This is a genomic window from Streptomyces sp. NBC_00239, assembly GCF_036194065.1.
Classification (GTDB): Bacteria; Actinomycetota; Actinomycetes; order Streptomycetales; family Streptomycetaceae; genus Streptomyces.
Genome location: NZ_CP108095.1, coordinates 2,147,698 through 2,167,331 on the forward strand (window position 1 = coordinate 2,147,698; position 19,634 = coordinate 2,167,331).

Here is a 19,634-nt window from a genome sequence, read left to right on the forward strand (position 1 = left end):
GGCGCGCACAATTGCGCGCGGCACGCGGTCTCCTATCCGTCAGTACCCGTGAGACGGGCTCGACGTGAGTTGATATCCGCCACGTTGTCGGGGCGCTGCGTGGCTCTCTGCGGGGCATTCATGGGGTCGTCGACCTTGAGCTTCAGGCGGGCTCTGTCCTCCGGCGTAGCGCCGAATTTCGCGGCGCGGAGACGCACTTCGGAGGCGAACTCCCAGCGGCCTTTCGCCCACATCGTGTGGTGCATGAGGGCGGTGTCGATGAGGAATAGCCAGTCCGTCATCACAAACGTCTGCGCCTGCGCGCTCGTACGCCATGAGTCCCACCAGAGCTTCGTCATCGGGTGCCAGTCGACAGGCTCGCCGTCCTCGTCCCCGAGCACGCCCGCGGGCAGCTCCGGACCGCGCATCTCGTCGTCGGGGGTGATGACGGTCTCTGGGTCCGCGGCGTTGCGTCGGCGGCGACGGGTGGGATCCTTCGGAGCGGGGCCTCGTCCGGCCAAAAGTGCACCTCCCTGGATGCGTATAGCGGGTAAGTTGCGGCGGGTGACAGCACGTGAGCCCATCAGGCCCCGTTTCCGTGATCCCTTTATTGCGTGGCTTCTAGAGCGCGCGGACGCCGTAGGGATCAACAACGAAGCAGGACGCCCGTACATCTCAGTTGCTGGCGTCAAGGCCGTCGACGAGGGTCTGACAGACGACGCGGCGGAGGAGCTATCCACACTCCTGGATGTCGCTCCACAGGACGTGTGGATGCACTACCGGGAAGCCGGCTACGGCGCCTAGGAGTCACCCACGTTCGAAATCCACATGACGTGCGCGTGGGCCCGCTGCGCCGTCGTGGTACTCCACGCCGCCCGTCGAACCGCCTCTTCAACCCGGGCTGTGTCTTCAGCAGTCCAGACGTGAATCTCGCCGTCGGACTCCATGACGAAGTTTGGGTGGGACGTCAACTTGACGTCGGACCCACCGCACATCACGCCACGTCCACGGTCGCCGTGGTAGCCAGCACGAATCGAGCGCCGACACCATCCTTCAGACCCCGCATCACGTCAGCGTGCTCCGAGGACGTGAAGTCGAGTTCCAACTCGTTCACCTCGTCGAGCACGAGCATGAACGGCGCAGGGTCGGCGGGTGTTGCGGGCAAGCGCAGCACTTGAAGGCGTGCCATGGATGATCCTCCCGGGGTCGGACGACAGAGCCGCCCATGCCGGGGACTACTGCGTCAGCGTGGTGATCACCGCGGAGAGGTCCGCGAGGATGGACGGGCAAGAGCCGTGTCGGCGGCCCGTCATTGCGATGTATCGGCCCGTCCCGTAGATCTCTACGGCCGTGCCGTCGGGGCGTCGGATGCGTCGTCCCTGTCGGACGTCAGCACGGCCCCAGATGTGCAGCCCATCTCCGGACGGGGAGACCTCTACGTAGGTGGTCCCCGCGTCGCGGACGATGGCTGCGGCCCACGGCGCCAGACGGCCCGTGAGGGAGTTGAGACAGTGGTCCAGGTCGATACAGACGATGTCGTCGTCCTCATTGAGCACGAAGCCCAGACCAGCGCCGACCGTCGAAGCGGCGGCGTCGGTGTAGCTGCTCCAGGTCCGCGGGTTAGTCGACGATGCGGCCTTGCCGGCCACGGTCAGCGGGACCTTGTCCGCGGAGCGTCGGATCCACCTGTCGAGGGTCGTCAGCTCAACGGGGAGCGTTGTTACTCGCGAGCGTGAGAGCGCCTTGCGGCAACGAGGGGAGCAAGTGCGCGCGTGCGAGCGAGCCATGATCGGCATCTCCGCCGGGCACATCACACACGTCCGCTTCATGGGTTCATCGTAGTGGGGGCGCGTCACACTTTCAAGCCTCTCACCTGCACCGATAATGCCGTCGACCATGGCGGCCGGTCACGCTTTCGCGGCAGGGTCGGTGCTTGAATGCCCCGGGAAGGGCACACGCAGCCACCTCCCGACCTCCCAAAGGGCGGCCCGAAACGGCTCGCTCCAGATCCCCCAGACCCGTACAGACAGCGAAGACCAGCACCTGTACGGTCTTCAAGATTTCCGGTCGGGGGTCACCCCCCTGGGGTGCCGCTCTCGATCTTGGCTGCGAAGCCGGCGCGGGGCTCTCGACGGTCACCGTCGGCCAGTGCTCCGCGTATCTCCAGGCGGCTCGGGACGAGCGTCAGCGTCACTGTGGTCACGCTTCCACCGCTCCTCGCCCTCACCTTCGGCGCTCCTGCGAGTCTGCCGACGTCGACGCCGTTCACCAGTACGCGCGTGATGGTCACGCCTTCCTCGCCCGTGTCGTCGTCCTCCAGCAGCACCACGTGTGAGCCTGCCATCAGTCCTCCAGTGCCGGGTGTGTAGGACGTGGGCGCTGTGTGCGCACGCGTGTGAGAGCGGCTGCTGTGCCGCCCTCTGTGCTGCTCTTGTGCGTGTGGTGCCATGGACACAGCAGCTGAAGGTTCTCGTCACTGTGGTCGTCACCAGGCTCTATGTGGTCCACGTCCGTGCCTGGTAGGGCACACCGTCGACCGTCGCTGTACCGCGCCACGCACACACCACCGTCACGTCGGATGATCCTGCGCCTGATGCGCGGCCAGTCGGCCGGCAGGCGGCGCCTGCGTGTACTTCCCTCCCACGCCATACGCCCTCCCTGTGGGGTAGCACTGGCGTACGCTCGCGCCATGTTGAAGAAGCTGTTGGGGAAGCTCGCCGTCCCACCCATCCACGAGGCCGCTCAGGCGGCGTGGGACCGTGGGGACACCGTGTTCATCCGGAAGGCACACCCCAGCCCGACGAAGCAGGACCGGGACATAGCCGAAGCTGTCCAGCGGGTCACTGCCATCGGGTGGGATCTGCGGGCGTCGGACTGGGAAGGCGCCGGACTGAGCCGGCACGTCACCCTCACCTTCACGCGTCCCTGACGTAGCTCAGCCCCACACGCGGGAGCGTTCCTCCGCGGCGGGGCTGAAGTCCTACTTGATTCCGTCTCCGTCGTTCACGTGGACGATGGGCGGCGCCCCGAGGGCGTTCGCTCCGTCGACGACGAGGAAGCGCTCACGGGTCCGGTTGTTCTCCCGCGTGCATCCGTCGTAGACGACGCGCTGACGCGGGGTTGGTGCCGTCTGGCGGTAGGCATGCCGGCCGACGAGATCGCAGCTCCGGTAGCTCACGCCGCCGGGATTCGTGTACTCGTGGGCAACGAGTAGCGTGGAGAAGGCCTTGAAGCCGTTCGCCGTGTCGCTGACTCCGTCGAAGACGATGTGTCCGCCGTTCCACGCGCTCTTGATGACCTGGCTCGTGGGGTGCCTCAGTTCGAAGCGAGTCCCTCGCACGTTCAGGTGCTGCACCGCGTCGGCGTGGCCGGCGGTCGGCATGTGGAAGAACCGGCTCGTCGTCCCGTCCGGCTTCTGCCCCTTGATGATGGCCGACCCGCCGTCGACGGTAATGAAACCGCCGCGCTGGGCCCGCACGAAATCACCGTGGTCGTACTCGACCTTGCAGTCACGGAAGCTGTAGTTGAGGAACTGGTCCTGGCTCTTGGTCGCTGGCGTCTGCCCGATGTCGAGGAAGGCCGTCCCGTAACTGCCGTTGATGTGGCAGTTGTTCCACCACATCTCCGAGTTGCAGTTGCTCGTCTCCGGCCCGTCCAGGCCGACGCCGTACGCCCACGAGCCGCGCCACTCGACGTTGTCCCAGCCCCAGTCCTGCGCACCGCCGGTACTGAGCGAGCGGAGGTATGAGGCCTGCGAGTTCGTCGAGCGGAACGAGCAGTCACGGAAGCGCACGCCCATCCAACGATCGTTGTTCACGAGCAGCGGCTCCGCGCCGGTCATGACGATCTCGCTCGCCCGCTTGCCCAGCCCGCGCACCGTCAGTCCCTGCGCGCGTCCTGGCGCCGGCTGCAAGATGGTGCCGCTGACCGTGTACGAGCGCGTCAGGAGGACGCTCACCGTCGCGACGGGAACGCCTCCGCCCTCGTCGCGCCGTAGCCGGCGGTCGACCTCAGCGAAGAGACCGCGGAAGGCGTTGGTGTCGTCACGGTCGGTGGGGCTGCGGAAGTCGTCGGGTCTGAGGAAGGACAGGGCAGGAGTCGTCATCGGGTCCTCGTCGGTGTCAGATCACCAGAGTTCCCACTGGACACTGTGGCGCGTCCTCGTCGGCTCCGGCTCGATGTCGTGGGCAAGCGCCGTGCGCTCGTAGGCCCGCACCGAACCCCAGTAGAGCCGGCGCCAGTAACGCGTGCGCCACCTGCCGCCGTTGCTCGTGTGCCAGCGCCATTCAGGGCCGGTGTAGTCGCCTGTACGCTGCGCCTCATCGCGGATCTCCCGCCACGGGCGGTGTGCGCGGGTGCGACTCACTCAGCCCCCTCGTTCTGTTGTCGGGACGGCAGGATTCGAACCTGCGGCCACCCGGTCCCAAACCGGGTGCGCTACCTCTGCGCCACGTCCCGCGGTATGCTCGCTACTGAGCCCGGCCGTCCATTATTCGGCCGGGCTCACTGCTGAATTGGGGACGCGCCCGGCATCGAACCGGAGCAGCTACCTGACCCCGTAACGGTCACGCGCCCTCGTCCGGACCGTGAAGCCCGGGTGTTGGCCGTCGCGCCACGGTGCCAGCACCGAAGCCCCAGCCTCTGACACCCGGTCCCCGAGTACGTCAGCCGATCAGCTCCCCCAGCCACCTCCGCACATCGCGCGCAGGACGTCGAGGGCACGGCGGCGCATCTCCTCATCCCCGGAGAGAACAGCCGTGAGAGCAAGGGCGGTTACGAGGGCAGCAAGTGCCGTCAGGGCCGCCGCGTACGTTGCGGTCGCTTCCATGGCTCGACGCTACAACGCGTGGCCATGAGGTTACAAATAGTGAGAATTCTCAAAATGAGGATCCTCAAAACTGAGGAGAGAGCCCCCGGCAGGATTCGAACCTGCGACGTCCGCTTTACGAGAGCGGCGCTCTTCCGCTGAGCTACGGAGGCATTCGTTCATCGGCGTCCAAGCACGACGCTGCGGCTTGCTCTACGTCGGCCGGCTCCAGCATGCTGAAGGCACGACCCCCTCATGGTGACCGCGTCGCCGGAGCCTCACCACGTGTTGCAGCACGGAGGCTCCAGGGCCGTCCTGAATACACTTCGGGACGGCCCTTTCTGCGACTCCGGCCGGTACGGTGGACGCCCACACAGACACGGCCAAGGGGGACTCCATGAGCGAGCAATTCACAGACGAGGCGCTTGACGCACTCCTCACACGGACCCATAACGCCCTGTTGGACGTCGTCAACGACACCGTGGCCATCCAGGCGTCACGTGAAGCGCTCCCGACCGGACTCGAACCGGCGGCCCTCCGCTCGACAGGCGGACGCTCTGACCACTGAGCTACGGGAGCCGAAGCTCCAGCGCGGCAGACCCCTGTACGCCAGGGCGGGACGCGTCGGAGCCGTCCCTCCGCCCGGAGTCGAACCGGGATGACCGCGACCACAACGCGGCGCTCTACCGCTGAGCTACGAAAGGTGCGATTTAACCACGTGTGATAAAGTCCGCTGGGTGAAGAGTCAGAAATGCCATATGGCTGTAGCAAATGGCGAGGAATGCGCTCCTTCGCGCCTATTCCGCATCACTACATCCACAGGCACCGTCATCCATTCTTGTACCAGCCCGTATCACTTCACGTTCGCTAGCATGTCCATGATGGACGACGCCCCAATCACGATCGAAGAAGTCGGTGCGCGGTCCCGGGAGGACTCGAACCTCCACCCTCCGGGTTCGTAGCCCGGCGCTCTATCCGTTCAAGCTACGGAACCATTGACGAGACGTCGCGGACGGGATTTGAACCCGCGACACATCGCAGGGCCGACCCGCAGGTCCCCCGCGATTGCTCTTCCTGACTGAGCTACCGCGCAAGCGTGCGCACGCTCCGTCTCGTCGCGATCCTCCGTCGCCCGGGTTCCAACCGGTGACCGTCCTCCACGGACGGTGTGGCGCAGATGCCATGCGACAGAAGTCATGGAACAGCCGGCGTCGCTTCAACCGTGCTCTACCCGGAGGAGAGTGCGGGGAGCACAGGAGCGACGCCGGCCGTCAGAGGGAGTGGACCGTCCGCCAATCGCGACGGTCGCCGTCCTGCCCTCTACTACTGTTATGGGGTCACGATCAGGGTTTGGTGATCTTGACGCCTCCACCCCGCTGCGGGTGTGCGGCCGGTGCCAGAAGTGCCAAACAAACACACACTTTCCTTTTTATCTATACGCGTTAGAGAGAAAAGGAAAGTGGGGGTTAGAAGCGCACTTTGAGCACCGGGTCGACGTTCTGCGCTACGCAGAGCGACGGAACGCCATCCTTTGTGACGCTACGCCACCCGCGCCAGACCCCAGAGGGCGGAGGCGGGGGTGCGACGGGACTGGAAAGGGTTGTGGACGCAAGCCCTCGACGCGGCGGAGGGGGCGAGGGAGGCTTGCGTCGTTACCAACTCGTTACCCTACAGTCTCGCTTGGTACTCGGCGTCATCCAGCATGTTTTGCTCAAGATCGATGTGTTCGGGTGTCACGAGGTCAAATGAGAGCCTTCGTGTGACGTCGCGAGCCCCTCGATAGGTCTCCCCCACCTCTACACGTACACCCACATCCTTGAGCATTTCGCGGCACTCTTCGACGGCACCGCGTTCCTTGGCCCGCAGCCACGCGTCTGCATAGGTAACGCCGGTGCGGATCTCCTCCGTTCGCGCAGGAACCACAGGCTGCGCCTGAAGCCTCTCCAGCTTGTCTGAACGCCCTTGAATTTGGCGGGCTACCGCTGCGACGGCCGGTCCTCGAAGATTAGCCATCTGGCCGGCGAGTACGTTGATGTCGGCTTCCAGCTCCGCAATTTCGTCACGGTGGTCCACGCCAGGGATGGTGATCACCTCGACCAGTTCTACTCGGTTGAAGCGCGCGAGGAAGTTCTCCTCCACATACCTGTCAACTGGGTCCGCTGAGACATACGCGGGTTTGGTGCACACACGGCCATGCGCCTTCGCAGCACATCGGTACTGCCGTTTGGCGACCTTTCGGTTCGGGCCGGGAGCCATCCACCCTTGGTACAGCTTTCCACCGCAGGAGCCGCAGAAGATGATGCCAAGCAGCGGATGAGCGTCGCTCTTGTTTCGCTCCGCGTCAGGCTTTACGCGGCTGTCCATTTCAGCCTGTAGGCGACGCCACGTGACGTCGTCGATGAGCGGGGGCCCGATCTTGACAGGCTCGCCGTCTGCGTCGCGGACCGGCTCCCCATTCAGGGTTCCCCAGCCGCGTAGTGACAACTGCCGCAGGAAGGCACTCACCATTCCCGGGTTCCACCGTTCGTCCGGCTTCACGGGCTTGGGCGGATGAGCTAGCTTGCGGCGGTGGTTCGCCGGCGTCGCCCCCGGGTGCACCGCGTTCAGCCACGCAGAAACGGTGTCGTAGCTCTTCTTGCCGACGACGAGGCGCACCATGCCCTCCACAATTTCGGCGGATTCGTCGTGCTCCCCGAGCCACCAGCCGTCTTCCTCTGTCGGATGCGGGACCGGTACGCGTCCGAACGGGATGCGGCCGCCGCTCCACCTGCCGACGGTGCGCAGGTACTCGCTCGCGCCCTGCGTCCGCTCCTGGATCGCCTGTACTTCCATCTGCGCAGCAAAAGCGAGAATCATCAGGATCAGCTCGGACATGGGCGACGTCATGTCCAGCTCCAGGCGCCCACCTCCGGGGCCCTCTGCGAAGATCAGGCGCTTCTTGTGGTCCCGTGCCCAGCCGGCGAGCCACGCCATGTCGCGCATGGAGCGCACGGCACGGTCAAGACGCCACCACGCAATTGCGTCGTACTCCTCGGGCCTCTCCAGCCACTTCCCAAGCTCCGGACGGTCCGCCGGAGCCACCTTGGCGGCGCTGACGTCCGGGTCGTCTGCCCAGTCAACGACGGTTCCGCCGATCGCCCTTGTGACGGCCTCAATCGCAATACCCTGACGGTCAAACGAGGTTGAGTTGTCGGTCACCCGACTGAGGCGCCTTGCGCCCAGTACCCGCGTGGTCATGGGCGGGAGCGTAACATGCGCAGGTGCCACTAGTACGGGTTGTCGTACTGGATCCATTCCTTGCCGCGCAGGGCGTGGCCGATCGGGGATTTGACCCGCGCGGCGAACTCCATCACCTCGGCGTGCGCACCGGCCGTGCCGCTGCCGCAGAACAGGGTGACGCGCTCGGCCTCGTCGATCATCCGGGCCAGTTTCTCGATCTCGCCGTCGCCGGGCCGCACCGAGGGCCTCGCCGTGACGAGCGCGTGCTCCTCCGTCTTCTCCGGAGCGGGCTGGGAGGCGATGTCGCCGGGCAGGGCGACCACGGCGACCCCGCCGCGGCCGATGGCGTGCTGGACGGCGGTCCGCAGCAGCCGGGGCATCTGGCGCGGGTTGGAGATCAGCTCGCTGTAGTGGCTGCACTCGCGGAACAGCTGGTCGGGGTGGGTCTCCTGGAAGTAGCCGAGGCCGATCTCGCTGGAGGGGATGTGGGAGGCCAGGGCGAGGACGGGGGCCATCGAGCGGTGCGCGTCGTAGAGCCCGTTGATCAGGTGCAGGTTGCCGGGGCCGCAGGAGCCGGCGCACGCCGCGAGCTTCCCGGTGATCTGGGCTTCGGCGCCGGCCGCGAAGGCGGCCGTCTCCTCGTGCCGGACCTGGATCCACTCCATGCCGCCGGTGCGGCGGATGGCGTCGACGACGGGGTTGAGGCTGTCGCCGACGACCCCGTACAGCCTGCGTACGCCCGCGCGCACGAGGATGTCGACGAACTGCTCCGCCACGTTCTGCTTGGCCATGGACGGCGCCCTTCCGGTGCGGGTCGGTCGCCCGCGCGGTCCCGCGCGGGATGCGCCTTCCATCCACGCACGGTCCGCGCCCTCGCGCCTCCCGGGGCCGCGGGTCCGGCGGGCGCGCCGGCGGCTCCCGGCGCCCTGGACCCGGCGGGCGGCGGGGTCGCCTCGCCCGGGGGCCCGGCCGGGCGGCGCCCGCGCTACGCCTCCCAGACGGCCGCCGCGGTGCGGTCGTCGGCATAGCCCTTGAGCCGGAGGGTGGTGTCCGCGAGGAAGGCGGCCAGGCCGGGCGGCACCTGGGCGGCCGGGCCCCAGCGGGCGGCGAGTTCGGCGGGGAGGTCCGGCTCCTCGCGCATCGGCGCGGCCAGTCCCCCGGTGCACAGCAGCAGGGCGTCGCCGGGCCGGGCCACCGAGGCGCGGAAGCGGAAGCCGCCCTCGCCCGCGGGCCGGCTCTCCAGGTCCTGCCAGGCGCCGTCCCGGAGCCGGAACAGCCCGCCCTCGCCGGTACCGAAGGCGACCCTGGTCCGGCACTCCGGGTCGATGGGCAGCAGCAGGCAGCGCAGCCCGGCGGGCGGCGGGGCGGCGTCGGCGCGCAGCCGCCCGTAACCGCGGTCGGTGAGGCGCTGGAGGCCGGAGCGCAGGTCGTCGCGGCGGCCGGCCCGGATGTCCGCACCCAGCCGCGCCTGGCTGCGGCCGACGGCTCCGGCGATCCAGCGGCACAGTTCGGCGTCGGCCTCACGGGCGCCCTCGGCGGCCCGGTCGCCGCCGGCCGCGGCGACCAGCACCAGCGCGTCGTCGCCGGTGCCGAACCGGGCGGTGAGCAGGAAGTCCCGGCGGTGCTCGCCGCGGTAGCGGGCGGAGTCGCCGCGTACGGACGCGGCGCGCAGCGTGTACGTCCCGTGCCGGGCGCCTTCGAGGACGGTGTCCGGGACCAGGGCGCCGAGGTCGGCGGCGTCGGCGTGGGGCAGCGCCCCCGGCACGCCCTCGTAGGTGGGCGGGCGCTCCCCCAGGTGCCGTACGGCGTACCGGTCGCGCTGGGCGGGCAACGCGGCGGGCGGCTGGGCGGGGGCGGCCGGGACCGCCGGTGGCGGCGGGACGGTGACGTCGCCGAACGCGAAGCCCGTGCCGTCCACGCCGGACCCGCCCGCGCCGCCCTGCGGACCGCCCTGCTGGGCGGGGATCAGCGGCTGCGCGTCGGGGCCCGCGGAGGTGGCGGTGGCCGGCCCGGACGCCGCCGCCGGCGCCGCTCCGGACACCGGCGCCGCTCCCGCGCCCGGGAGTCCGGGAGCGTCCTCGGAGGACGGGCCGGGCCGGGACGCCTGGCCTGAGGCCGGGGACCCGCCCGGGGCGGGGCCCGCGGGGGCCTGGGGGAACGGGCCGGGGACCGCGGTCGCGTCCGGCGCGGGGGTGGGCGCGTCGGCGGGTGCGGTGGCGGGGCGGGGCGGTACGGCCGGGGCCGGGACCCGGGCCGCGGTGGGCCGGGCCGGCTGGGCGGCCGGGGGCTGGTCCGGCAGGGTCGGGTAGGGGGTCGGCGGCCGGGGCGGCGCGGCGGCGTACGGGGGCGCGTACGGCGACGCCGCGAGCGCGTCCCGGGGCGGCGCCGCATCACGGGAGGTCGCCGCGTACGGGGCCGGGTACGGCTTCCCCGCCGGCGTGCCCGGGACGGGGGCGGCCTGGTCGGGGGGCGGCGGAGCCGCGGGCGGGGGCGGCGGAGCCGTGTCGGGCGGCGGGGGCGGTACGGGGGCGCCCGGGCCCGGGAGGGTCGGCGGGTCCGGGAGGTCCGGGGGCGGGTCCGGCGGTACCGGGAGCGGGTCGGGGAAGCCGGGGGGCGCCGGGAGGGGGTCCGGGGGTGCCGGGGGTGCCGGGGGTGCCGGGGTGACGAGCCGGGCCGCCGCGGCGAAGCGGGTGTCCACCGTGTCGGGTTCTGCTGCCTTCGGGGGCCCCGGGTCCCGGGGTCCGTCCGGCGCCGGTTCCTCGTAGAGGCGCTGCCACCAGTCGCCCGCGTCCGCCTGCTGACTCATGCCCTTATTGTCGGCCGCGAGGGGCGGGTGAAAACGGGTCATTGCGAAAAAAGAGATCCGCCGGGCGGCCCCACCCCCCACGGGAAGGTCGCCCGGCGGACCGGTCGGATGGTGCGCTCGGCGTGATGCCTAGCGCACGTCGTACGCGCGCTGGACCGTCTGGGTGACGGAGGCGCCGTTTCGGTCGGTCAGTTCGGCCTTCAGCGAGACCTGCTTGCCGGCGGCTCCCGCGTGGTCGACGACCGCGGTCCACCGGCCGTCGCGTCGGGCCACCTTCGCCTCGGTCCAGTTCTCACCGTCGTACGAGTACGAAAGCCTGGCGGACGTGATCGAACCGGGGGTGTAGCCCGCGTGTCCGCTGACGCTCAGTCCGATGACCTGTCCGTCGGCGGCCGCGAGGGTCTTGAGGCCGTCCTCGGGAAGGGCGTAGCCGGGGAAGAGGATCGGCAGCGGGGTGGAGTACGCCGACTCGTCGAGCTGCGAGGTGAAGGTCCACGAGGTCTGCACGGCGGTGGAGCGCTGCCAGACCCGGGCCGGGGCACCGATCTTCTCGATGCTCTGGGTGAGTTCGTACGTGCCGCGTTCGGCGGGCACCTCGAAGACACCGGACGGGTACCAGCTCTCGCCGATCGTCTCGCCGCCCCGCTTGAGGACGAGGCTGCCGATGTCGCCGAAGCTGCCCGGCTGGGCGTAGTGGCCGCTGTCGCCCCACATCGCGGAGGCGAAGCCGATGAGGTTGCCCTGCCGTTCGGCGGCGAGCACCCGCTCGCCGGCGGTGTCGCGCGGGGCGACCGGGGCGACGACCCCGTCGTACCAGCGCTCGGATCGTTGCTGCCCCTTGGTGTAGGTGCGCTGCCGGTCGACCATGAACTCGCCCCAGGGGAAGCTGGAGGAGAGGGTGTGGTCCCAGGCGGTGTCACCGGCGGTGTAGTACTCGGTGCGCCTGCCCGGGGCGGTAACGGTCTCGATGCTGCCGAAGTAGACCGCGTTGCCGAGCGGGCGGTAGGCGCCGACCAGGTCGATGAAGTCGGCGGTGACGCCCATGGAGCCGTATCCGGCGCGGACCGTGCCGAGGTCGCGGTCGCGGACCCGGTAGGTGCGGTCGCCGCGGACGGAACCCTGCTCGGTCTGGGCGAGGTTGTAGACGTACGGGCTGTTCGCGGTGGCCTTCCAGGCGATGGTCGCCTTGCCTGCGGCGAGCCGGGCGAGGACGGCCTGCGCCTCGGTGCGCTCGATGGTGAGGGCGGGCAGGGAGCCGCCCGCGTAGCCGGTGAAGCCGGTCCAGCGGCCGGGGGCGTCGCGGTGCGCGAGGACGGCCTTGGCGCCGGCGGCCTGTGCGTCGCGGGCCACCTGCGACAGCGAGCCGTCCTCGGCCTTGACGAGGACCACGGCGCCCTTGGCGCCGGCCGCGGCGAGCTCCTCGGGGCTGCCGGACTTGGCGTCGACGAGCGGGGCGCTGCCGGTGCCGTCGAGGTTGTCGCTGCCGAGGGAGGCCGTCATCGGGTGCAGGACGGGGCCGCCGGCCAGCTTCAGTTCGGAGATCAGGGGCGCGCCGGCCCGCCAGTAGCTGCCGAACTCGAAGTCGCCGTCGGCGGGGCGGCCTTCGACAGAGGCGTAGTAGCCGCGGATGGTGCGGCCGCCCATGGCGGTGCCGGCGTGCAGCCAGGCGTCGTCCCAGCTGCGGGCGAAGGAGAGGGTGGTGGAGCGGGCCTCGGTCGGGCGGTCCGCGGCGATCTTCAGGCGGGCCGCCGTGCGGGCGTCGAGGACGACCGTGGTGTCCTTGCGGACCTCGACCTGCGGGCGGCCGAGGTAGCTGAGGGAGTCGATGAGTTCGGCGCCCTCGCCCGCGTCGGGGGTGGCGACGAAGGCCGACAGGAAGTACGCGCCGGGGCGGACCCGGTAGAGCTGGTCGGCGTGGCCCTCGTTGTAGCGGCGCTCGCCGCCGGCGTCGTCGGTGCCGATGACGTCGAGGGAGGAGGGGCCGGAGGCCGGCTTGCCCGCGCGGTCGATCAGCTTGACGCGCAGGGTGACGGTCTCGGGCTCGACGTAGAGGGCGAACGGGGTGGAGACGCGTACGCCGTCGGCGGTGGCCAGCACCCGGCCGGTGACGTCGCCGTACTGGGCGCGGGTCAGGTGCGCGGCGGGGTCGAGGGCGAGGGGCACCTTGACGGTGGCGCCGGCCGGCACGGTCACGGCGCCGCGGCCGAGGCGGGCGACCTGGCTGCGGACGGCCGAGCCGTCGTTGCCGGTGACCTTCGAGACGGCGAGGCGCAGGGTGACCGGCCGGGTGCCGTGGTTGGTGTACGGGACCTCGACGGTGGTGCGGTCGCTGCGGTCCTGCGGCCAGTGGTGGGTGCCGCCCTGGACGGCGGGGGCGCCGGTGACGGTGGTGTCGATCGCGGCCTTCACGTCGAGGCGGCCGCCGCCGGTCTCGCGGACGTCACCGGGGACGGTGGTCTTCGCGGAGCCGACGAGGGCCGCCTTGACCCGGGCGGGCGTCCAGTCGGGGTGGCGCTGCTTGACGACGGCGGCGGCGCCCGCGACGTGCGGGGCGGCCATCGAGGTGCCGGACATCGACTGGTACGCGTAGACGCCCCGGCCGCCCGCGGCGGCGGCCGAGATGCCGACGCCGGGCGCGGCGATCTCGGGCTTGAGGGTGTGGGCGAGGCCGGCGGGGCCGCGACTGGAGAAGCTCGCGGTGGAGTCGTCGCGGTCGACGGCGCCGACGGTCAGGACGCTGGGGGCGCAGCCCGGCGAGGAGACGGTGCGCAGGCCGGGGCCGGAGTTGCCGGCGGCGATGACGAAGAGGGTGCCGCTGCCGCTCGCGAGCTTCTCGGCGGCGGCGCTCATCGGGTCGGTGCAGTCGGTCTCGGAGGGGTTGCCCAGGCTCATGGAGACGACGTCGGCGTGCTGGGCGACGGCCCATTCCATGCCGGCGATGATCCAGGAGTCCTGGCCGTAGCCGTAGTCGTTGAGCACCTTGCCGCTGAGGAGCTGCGCGCCGGGGGCGACGCCCTTCTTGGCGCCGCCGCTCGCGGCGCCGGAGCCGCCGACGGTGGAGATGGTGTGGGTGCCGTGGCCCTGGCGGTCCTCGGCGGTGTCGGAGTCGGTGAAGTTCTCGGCGGCGGCGATCCGGCCCTTGAGGTCGGGGTGGCCGAGGTCGCTGCCGGTGTCGAGGACGGCGACCTTGGTGCCCTTGCCGTCGTAGCCGGCGGCCCAGGCGGCGGTGGCGTTCACCTGCTTGGTGGAGCGTTCCAGGCTGGCCTGCACCTTGCCGTCCAGCCACAGCTTCTTCAGCTGTCCGGCGGCCCGCGAGCGGGGGCGGGTGACGTCGGACCAGAAGTCGGCGGCCCGGGTCTTGTCGGCGGCGAGGGCGACGCCGCCGATGGACGGCAGGACCAGGGCGCGCTCGGAGCCGCGGGGGGCGGCGGGCGCGCTGCGGGCGAGGTCGGCGGCGCCTTCGTAGACGGCGATCAGCGGCAGCTTCTTGGCGCGGGCGTCGTCGTAGCCCTGCCGGATGAGGCCGGTGACGTTGAAGAGCTCCTCGTCGACCTTTCCGGCGGCGAGGGCCTCGGTGGCGCCCTGCGGGTACACGTACAGGTCCTTGCCGGAGCGGCGGGTCTGCACGAGCGGCTGGGAGCCGTCCTCGCGGGGCATCGCGGTGGCGGCGGTGCGGCCCGCCGCGTCGGTGGAGACCAGGATCCGGTCACCGGTGACGAGGGTCACGGTGACGGGGGCGGCGGGGCTCTTTCCGGCCGCCTCGCTGCCGACGAGTGGTCTCTTCCCCGACTCCCCGTCGTGCGGCTGTGCCGCCGACGGAGCTACGGCGGTGACGGCGAGGACGGCGGCTGTCGCCGCTCCCAGTGCCGTACGCGATATCGGGCGCATCGCTCTCCCCAGGTGAATTCCGGCCAACTGCTGCATTGCACGGCAAAGCCGCCGCGTAAATGGCCTCTGGCCGGCGGATGTTGGTGCTGCGGTGGCACGACCTTGGCAGAGAGGCGGGGGGTGCGGTGATGATGTCCCGAGGCGGGTTTGCGCCGTGGCCGTTTCCCGCCAGGGAAGGGTGGCGCGTCCGCCGGGGAACGGGTCTGACGTGGGAAGTGGGGTGGGCCGGGTGTTGGGTGCGATAGGGCTGGACGAGGGGCAGGAATCCGCCTACCGGGCGCTGGTGGCGCTCGGCGCGGCGGAGGTGCCCGATCTGGCGCACCGGCTGACGCTGCCGGTGCCGCAGACCGAGCGGGCGCTGCGGCACCTGGAGCGGCAGGGGCTGGCCGCGCAGTCCTCGGCGCGGCCGGGCCGGTGGGTGGCGGCGCCGCCGGGCGTGGCGCTGGGGGCGCTGCTGACCCAGCAGCGGCACGAGCTGGAGCAGGCGGAGCTGGCCGCGGCGCTGCTGGCCGAGGAGTACCGGGCGGAGGCGTCGGAGCCGGCTGTGCACGACCTGGTGGAGGTGGTGACCGGGGCGAGCGCGGTCGCGCACCGGTTCGTGCAGCTCCAGCTGGGGGCGGCGGAGGAAGTGTGCGCGCTGGTCAGCGGGCGGCCGCAGGTGGTGTCCGGGATGGACAACGAGGCGGAGGAGCGGGCCGCGGACCGGGGGGTGGAGTACCGGGTGGTGATCGAGCGGGAGGTGCTGTCGCTGCCGAGCGGGCTCACGGAGGCGTCGACGGCGCTGACGCGGGGTGAGCGGGTACGGGTCACCGGGCGGGTGCCGACCAAGCTGGTGATCGCGGACCGCAGCCTGGCGATGGTGCCGCTGACCGCGCGCGGCGCGCACGCGGAGCCGGCGGCGCTGGTGGTGCACGCGAGTGGTCTGCTGGAGTCGCTGATGGGGCTGTTCGAGGCGGTGTGGCGGGAGGCGCTGCCGTTGCGGCTGGGTGCGGGCGGGTCGGTCGCGGAGGACCCGACCACGCCGGACGCCACGGATCTGGAGATCCTGTCGCTGCTGCTGGCGGGGATGACGGACGCGAGTGCGGCCAAGCACTTGGATCTGGGGCTGCGGACTGTGCAGCGGCGCGTGAAGGGCCTCATGGAACTGACCGGCGTCACGACCCGGCTCCAGCTGGGCTGGCACGCGTACGAACGCGGCTGGGTGGCCCGCTGACAAGCCCGGCGCCCATTCAGCCTCTCCGGCGTTTGAGGCGCGGGTCCGGGCGGAGCCCGGTGCCCGGCGGAGCCGGGTTGCTCTTGGGGCTCCGCCCCGAACCCCGCGCCTCGAACGCCGGCGAGGCTGACCCTGGCCCGCCCGCGGCGCCGGCCAGGGGGTGGGGCGCCCGCTAGCGGGGGGCCTTGGGCTGGGTCAGGCTGGGCAGATGGATCTGCCTCAGCAATTCCTGGTGGGGCTGGTCATGCTGCTCGGGGTGGTCGGCGTCCTCGTACCCGGCGTACCGGGAACCTGGCTGGTCTGGGCAGCCCTCCTGTGGTGGTCCCTGCACGAGAAGACCGGCACGGCCTGGGTGCTGCTCGTGGCGGCGACGGGCCTGCTGCTGGTGGTCCAGGTGGTGAAGTGGCTCCTGCCGCCCCGCCGCCTGCGCGGGACCGGCGTGACCCGCCGCATGGTGGTGTTCGCGGGCGCCGGGGCGCTGCTGGGCTTCGTCCTGGTGCCGGTGCTGGGCTCCGTACCCGGTTTCGTGGGCGGCATCTACCTGTGCGAGCGGCTGCGGCTGGGCAGCCGTGGCGAGGCCGCGGCCTCTACCCGGACGGTGATGCGGGCGGTGGGCACGAGCGTGCTGGTGGAACTGTTCGCCTGCCTCGTGGTGGCCGGGGCGTGGCTGGGTGCGGTCCTGTGGGCCTGAGGCCCACACCCCCCGGCCTCGCCGACGTTGCGTGCGGCAATTCCAGCCTCGCCGGCGTTTGAGGCGCGGGGCCTGGGGCGGAGCCCCAAGACAACCCGGCTGACGCCGGGCACCGGGCTCCGCCCGGACCCGCTCCTCAAACGCCGGAGGGGCTGAAGGGTGCGCGGGGTCGCCGGGCTCCGCGCGAGCCCGCTCCTCAAACGCCGGAGGGGCTGAAGGGTGTGCGGGGTTGCCGGGCTCCGCGCGAGCCCGCTCCTCAAGCGCCGGAGGGGCTGAAGGGTGCGCGGGGTTGCCGGGCTCGGCCCGGACCCGCTCCTCAAGCGCCGGAGGGGCTGTGGGTGTATGCGCCGGAGGGGCTGAGGGGGTGCGGCGCCGCGCCCGCCTCCGCGCCGGAGCGGCCGGTGCGGAGGCGGGGTGAGGGCGGCGGGACGGGGGGCGGGTCAGGACTGGGAGCCCCGCTTGGCGGCGTGGTTGGCTCGGCCCACGGCGGATTTCATCCGCCAGTCGCGGCGGATCTCGGCCCGCAGCCGGGCATCCGTCTTGGCCACGATGCGCTGGTTCTCCCGCAGCAGCTTGCGGTAGCTCTCCAGCCGGCGTTCGGGCAGCTCACCGCTGTCGAGGGCGGCGAGCACCGCGCACCCGGGCTCGCTCTCGTGCGCGCAGTCGTGGAAGCGGCACCGGCCGGCGTACTCCTCGATCTCGGAGAACACCTGGCCGACCCCGGCCTCCGCGTCCCACAGGCCGACCCCGCGCAGGCCGGGGGTGTCGATGAGGACTCCCCCGCCGGGCAGCACCAGCAGGTTGCGGGTGGTGGTGGTGTGGCGGCCCTTGCCGTCGACGTCGCGGGTGGCCTGGACCTCCATGGTCTCGGTGCCGAGCAGCGCGTTCGCCAGGGTGGATTTGCCGGCGCCCGAGATGCCGAGGAGCACGGTGGTGCCGTCGGCGACCACGGCGCCGAGTACGTCCATGCCCTCGCCGGTGTGCGAGGAGACGGACAGCACCTGGACCCCGGGGGCGGTGCCCTCGACGTCCTCGACGAGGTAGGACAGCGCCGTCGGGTCGGGGACCAGGTCCGCCTTGGTCAGGACGACGATCGGCTGGGCCCCGGATTCCCAGGCCAGGGCCAGGAACCGTTCGATCCGGCCGAGGTCGAGTTCGAGGGCCAGGGAGACGGCGATGATCGCGTGGTCCACGTTCGCCGCGAGGATCTGGCCCTCGGAGCGCTGCGAGGAGGTGGACCGTACGAAGGCGGTCCGGCGGGGCAGGTACGCCTTGACGTAGCGGGGGTTGCCCGCGGGCTCGACGGCGGCCCAGTCACCGGTGCAGATGACCCGCAGCGGGTCGTGCGGGGTGACGAACGCGGTGTCGGCGCGCACCGGGCCGTCCGCCGTGATCACGTCGCACTGGCCGCGGTCCACGCGGACCACCCGGCCGGGCACCAGGCCCTGCGCGGCGTACGGGGCGAACTCGGCGGCCCACTGCTCGTCCCAGCCGTACGGGGCGAGCGCCGCATCGACGGCGGAAGGGAAGGAAGTCGCGAACGGGGTCGCGGAAGAAGACATGGAGGTGGACGGAGACGTCTGGAAAGACAAGGGGGGACCCTTCGAAGGGTGGCCCCGGCGGCGAGAGTCGCTGGATCGGTGTCAGCCGGAGACCACGGGGGTGGGGATGAAGGCTCGAGCGCGGGCAGTGCCCTGCGTGGCAACAGTCATCGAAGTCCACCTCCTGGTTCCGGCAGCGCGTCGCGATCCGTTCGCGGCGACGTACGGGGATGAGGTTACGGGGCGGGTGGGGCGGGTGCCACTTCTTTTTCCGGACAGCCGTCCACGCCCCGTCCGGCGCCTGTCGACGCCCAGTCCGGCGCCCCGTCCGGCGCCCGGTCCGCCGCCCCTACCGCCTAGTGCGGATGCCGCTCGGTGTGCTTGCGGAGGCGGGACTGGTAGTCGTCGGGCGGCAGGAAGTTCGACCAGCGCTCGGGGAACTCCGACGGCATGCCGCTGTCCTCGTCGTCCTCCGACTCGCCCTCGGCCAGGGCCCGCCAGGCGGCCGCCCGGGCGACCAGCTGGGCGGCCTCGGCCTCGCGCACGCGCTCGTTGGCCTCGCGGGCGGCGGCGGTGGCGACGGAGGGCCACACCCGGTCGATGGCCGCGTTGACGGCCGCCCCGACCAGGACCGCGAAGGCCGAGATGCCGATCCACAGCAGCACGGCGACCGGCGCGGCCAGCGAGCCGTAGATGGTCGGCCCTTCCACCGTGTTGGTGAGGTAGATGCGCAGCAGGAAGCTGCCCAGCACCCACATGCCGAGGGCGACCAGCGCGCCGGGGACGTCCTCGATCCACGGCGAACGCACCGGTACGGACACGTGGTAGAGGGTGGTGAGGAAGGCGATGGACAGCAGGGTGACGACCGGCCAGTACAGGACCGCGATGACTTCGGTGCCCCAGGGGACGATCTGTACCACCGCGTCCGGGCCGACCACCATCAGCGGCAGCACCACCGCCCCGATCACCAGCGCGACCACGTACAGGAGGAAGGCGAGCAGCCGGGTCTTGACGATGCCGCGATGCCCGTCGAGTCCGTACATGACGGTGATGGTGTCGATGAAGACGTTGACGGCGCGGGAGCCCGACCACAGGGCGAAGGCGAAGCCGAGCGAGATGATGTCGGGGCGGCCCTGGCGGGTCACGTCGTCGAGCAGCGGCCGCGCGATGTCGTTGACGCCCCGGTCGGACAGGACCGTGCCGACCGCGCCCAGGATGTTCTCCTCGATGCTCTGCACGGTTGTGGTGTCGGTCCAGTTGTCGACGTAGCCGAGCAGGCCGAGCAGGCCGAGGAAGAGCGGCGGCAGCGACAGCAGGGTGAAGAACGCCGCCTCGGCGGCGAGCCCGAGGATCCGGTACTCGATGCACGAGTTGACGGTGTCTTTGAGCAGCAGCCAGGCCATCTTGCGCTTGGAGACGTTGCGGTACAGGGCCCGGGCCCTGTGGAGCATCCCCGGAGGACGCTCGGGTGTTTCATTTGCTGGCTGCAC

15 protein-coding genes, 6 tRNA genes and 1 pseudogene are annotated in these 19,634 nt (G+C 71.1%); 4 read left to right on the plus strand and 18 right to left on the minus strand.

What is annotated here, in order from left to right; translation table 11 throughout:
• Positions 1-32: 32 nt before the first annotated feature.
• On the minus strand, positions 33-500 hold the full coding sequence (locus OG764_RS09480) for a phage terminase small subunit (RefSeq protein WP_328967972.1): 468 nt from the start codon (positions 498-500) through the stop codon (positions 33-35).
• Between the two features lie 43 nt (positions 501-543).
• Between OG764_RS09480 and OG764_RS09485 the strand changes: the two genes are divergently transcribed.
• Positions 544-783 carry a hypothetical protein gene (locus OG764_RS09485; protein WP_328967973.1) on the plus strand — a complete coding sequence of 80 codons (240 nt, stop codon included), beginning with the start codon at positions 544-546 and terminating at the stop codon, positions 781-783.
• A gap of 190 nt (positions 784-973) precedes the next feature.
• On the opposite strand, the gene OG764_RS09490 is transcribed toward OG764_RS09485, so the two are convergent.
• The 3 genes from OG764_RS09490 to OG764_RS09500 all read right to left on the minus strand — a co-directional run bounded on the left by OG764_RS09490 (position 974) and on the right by OG764_RS09500 (position 2,323).
• Positions 974-1,168: a hypothetical protein gene (locus OG764_RS09490; RefSeq protein WP_328967974.1), complete on the minus strand. Its 195-nt coding sequence runs from the start codon at positions 1,166-1,168 to the stop codon at positions 974-976.
• Between the two features lie 46 nt (positions 1,169-1,214).
• Positions 1,215-1,808: a DNA primase gene (locus OG764_RS09495; RefSeq protein ID WP_328967975.1), complete on the minus strand. Its 594-nt coding sequence runs from the start codon at positions 1,806-1,808 to the stop codon at positions 1,215-1,217.
• Between the two features lie 245 nt (positions 1,809-2,053).
• Complete coding sequence (locus OG764_RS09500) at positions 2,054-2,323, minus strand: hypothetical protein (RefSeq protein WP_328967976.1); 270 nt, start codon at positions 2,321-2,323, stop codon at positions 2,054-2,056.
• A gap of 345 nt (positions 2,324-2,668) precedes the next feature.
• On the opposite strand from OG764_RS09500, the gene OG764_RS09505 reads away from it, so the two are divergent.
• Positions 2,669-2,908, plus strand: coding sequence for a hypothetical protein (locus tag OG764_RS09505; protein ID WP_328967977.1), 240 nt, complete (start codon positions 2,669-2,671; stop codon positions 2,906-2,908).
• Positions 2,909-2,959: 51 nt separating this feature from the next.
• On the opposite strand, the gene OG764_RS09510 is transcribed toward OG764_RS09505, so the two are convergent.
• From OG764_RS09510 to OG764_RS09565, 12 genes and pseudogenes are all read right to left on the minus strand, one after another.
• Positions 2,960-4,084: a hypothetical protein gene (locus OG764_RS09510; RefSeq protein WP_328967978.1), complete on the minus strand. Its 1,125-nt coding sequence runs from the start codon at positions 4,082-4,084 to the stop codon at positions 2,960-2,962.
• Positions 4,085-4,365: 281 nt separating this feature from the next.
• A tRNA-Pro gene (locus tag OG764_RS09515) sits at positions 4,366-4,437 on the minus strand.
• A 214-nt stretch (positions 4,438-4,651) separates the two neighbouring features.
• On the minus strand, positions 4,652-4,807 hold the full coding sequence (locus OG764_RS09520) for a hypothetical protein (protein ID WP_328967979.1): 156 nt from the start codon (positions 4,805-4,807) through the stop codon (positions 4,652-4,654).
• Positions 4,808-4,887: 80 nt separating this feature from the next.
• Positions 4,888-4,959: transfer RNA gene (locus tag OG764_RS09525), tRNA-Thr, on the minus strand.
• Between the two features lie 333 nt (positions 4,960-5,292).
• Positions 5,293-5,365, minus strand: a tRNA-Asp gene (locus OG764_RS09530).
• A 54-nt stretch (positions 5,366-5,419) separates the two neighbouring features.
• Positions 5,420-5,490 (minus strand) — tRNA-His (locus OG764_RS09535).
• 216 nt (positions 5,491-5,706) lie between these two features.
• A tRNA-Arg gene (locus OG764_RS09540) sits at positions 5,707-5,780 on the minus strand.
• A 10-nt stretch (positions 5,781-5,790) separates the two neighbouring features.
• Positions 5,791-5,877 (minus strand) — tRNA-OTHER (locus tag OG764_RS09545).
• Positions 5,878-6,454: 577 nt separating this feature from the next.
• Positions 6,455-8,023 carry a recombinase family protein gene (locus tag OG764_RS09550; protein WP_328967980.1) on the minus strand — a complete coding sequence of 523 codons (1,569 nt, stop codon included), beginning with the start codon at positions 8,021-8,023 and terminating at the stop codon, positions 6,455-6,457.
• A 32-nt stretch (positions 8,024-8,055) separates the two neighbouring features.
• A pseudogene (locus tag OG764_RS09555) lies at positions 8,056-8,796 on the minus strand (thiamine pyrophosphate-binding protein); the annotation flags it as partial.
• A 194-nt stretch (positions 8,797-8,990) separates the two neighbouring features.
• Positions 8,991-10,811: a cell division protein gene (locus OG764_RS09560; protein ID WP_328967981.1), complete on the minus strand. Its 1,821-nt coding sequence runs from the start codon at positions 10,809-10,811 to the stop codon at positions 8,991-8,993.
• Positions 10,812-10,940: 129 nt separating this feature from the next.
• The gene (locus tag OG764_RS09565; RefSeq protein ID WP_328967982.1) at positions 10,941-14,699 is read right to left on the minus strand and encodes a S8 family serine peptidase; all 3,759 of its coding nucleotides are present in this window, start codon (positions 14,697-14,699) and stop codon (positions 10,941-10,943) included.
• Positions 14,700-14,928: 229 nt separating this feature from the next.
• Between OG764_RS09565 and OG764_RS09570 the strand changes: the two genes are divergently transcribed.
• Positions 14,929-15,912 carry a helix-turn-helix domain-containing protein gene (locus OG764_RS09570; protein WP_328967983.1) on the plus strand — a complete coding sequence of 328 codons (984 nt, stop codon included), beginning with the start codon at positions 14,929-14,931 and terminating at the stop codon, positions 15,910-15,912.
• 208 nt (positions 15,913-16,120) lie between these two features.
• On the plus strand, positions 16,121-16,603 hold the full coding sequence (locus OG764_RS09575; RefSeq protein WP_328967984.1) for a DUF456 domain-containing protein: 483 nt from the start codon (positions 16,121-16,123) through the stop codon (positions 16,601-16,603).
• A gap of 440 nt (positions 16,604-17,043) precedes the next feature.
• Here OG764_RS09575 and rsgA read toward each other — a convergent pair whose 3' ends face one another.
• Complete coding sequence (rsgA, locus tag OG764_RS09580; RefSeq protein ID WP_328967985.1) at positions 17,044-18,165, minus strand: ribosome small subunit-dependent GTPase A; 1,122 nt, start codon at positions 18,163-18,165, stop codon at positions 17,044-17,046.
• A gap of 335 nt (positions 18,166-18,500) precedes the next feature.
• On the minus strand, positions 18,501-19,634 hold the full coding sequence (locus OG764_RS09585; protein ID WP_328967986.1) for a YihY/virulence factor BrkB family protein: 1,134 nt from the start codon (positions 19,632-19,634) through the stop codon (positions 18,501-18,503).

Bases quoted from the DNA above. Each gene is read 5' to 3' on its own strand.
- OG764_RS09560 (WP_328967981.1), bottom strand. From the start codon at position 10,811: ATGAGTCAGCAGGCGGACGCGGGCGACTGGTGGCAGCGCCTCTACGAG.
- OG764_RS09550 (WP_328967980.1), bottom strand. From the start codon at position 8,023: ATGACCACGCGGGTACTGGGCGCAAGGCGCCTCAGTCGGGTGACCGAC.
- OG764_RS09575 (WP_328967984.1), top strand. From the start codon at position 16,121: ATGGATCTGCCTCAGCAATTCCTGGTGGGGCTGGTCATGCTGCTCGGG.
- OG764_RS09490 (WP_328967974.1), bottom strand. From the start codon at position 1,168: ATGGCACGCCTTCAAGTGCTGCGCTTGCCCGCAACACCCGCCGACCCT.
- OG764_RS09495 (WP_328967975.1), bottom strand. From the start codon at position 1,808: ATGAAGCGGACGTGTGTGATGTGCCCGGCGGAGATGCCGATCATGGCT.
- OG764_RS09500 (WP_328967976.1), bottom strand. From the start codon at position 2,323: ATGGCAGGCTCACACGTGGTGCTGCTGGAGGACGACGACACGGGCGAG.
- OG764_RS09510 (WP_328967978.1), bottom strand. From the start codon at position 4,084: ATGACGACTCCTGCCCTGTCCTTCCTCAGACCCGACGACTTCCGCAGC.
- rsgA (WP_328967985.1), bottom strand. From the start codon at position 18,165: ATGTCTTCTTCCGCGACCCCGTTCGCGACTTCCTTCCCTTCCGCCGTC.
- OG764_RS09520 (WP_328967979.1), bottom strand. From the start codon at position 4,807: ATGGAAGCGACCGCAACGTACGCGGCGGCCCTGACGGCACTTGCTGCC.
- OG764_RS09505 (WP_328967977.1), top strand. From the start codon at position 2,669: ATGTTGAAGAAGCTGTTGGGGAAGCTCGCCGTCCCACCCATCCACGAG.
- OG764_RS09565 (WP_328967982.1), bottom strand. From the start codon at position 14,699: ATGCGCCCGATATCGCGTACGGCACTGGGAGCGGCGACAGCCGCCGTC.